This is a genomic window from Paraburkholderia sp. RL17-381-BIF-C, assembly GCF_046026435.1.
Classification (GTDB): Bacteria; Pseudomonadota; Gammaproteobacteria; order Burkholderiales; family Burkholderiaceae; genus Paraburkholderia.
The window spans coordinates 1-294 of sequence record NZ_JARESX010000259.1 but is presented as its reverse complement, the minus strand read 5'-3'; the positions used below and the strand labels follow the sequence as shown (position 1 = coordinate 294).

Sequence of the window (294 nt, the reverse complement as noted above, 5' to 3'; positions counted from 1 at the left end):
GTAGCGCAGATAGCCGTTCATACGCTCGACCTTGCCCTTCGTCTTCGCGCGGTATGGCTTGCACACGCGAGGCACGAACCCATGGTGTTTGGCGAAGTCAGCGAACCCCGGATGATATCGGTGCTGCTTCTTGCCATAGGCATCACGTTTCAGAATCACCGTCTTCATATTGTCGTACACGATCTCTCTGGCGACGCCGCCAAATGCCTCGAATGCCCGCACGTGGCAAGCCAGCAGCGTTTCGATACGCATGTCGGTGACAAACTCCGCGTAGCTGACACGGCTGTAGCCCAG

General features: G+C 57.5%; 1 protein-coding gene. It reads right to left on the bottom strand.

The features are described from left to right. A partial coding sequence (locus tag P0D70_RS36960) for a DDE-type integrase/transposase/recombinase (protein ID WP_408188150.1) occupies positions 1-294 on the bottom strand: 294 nt, incomplete at both ends.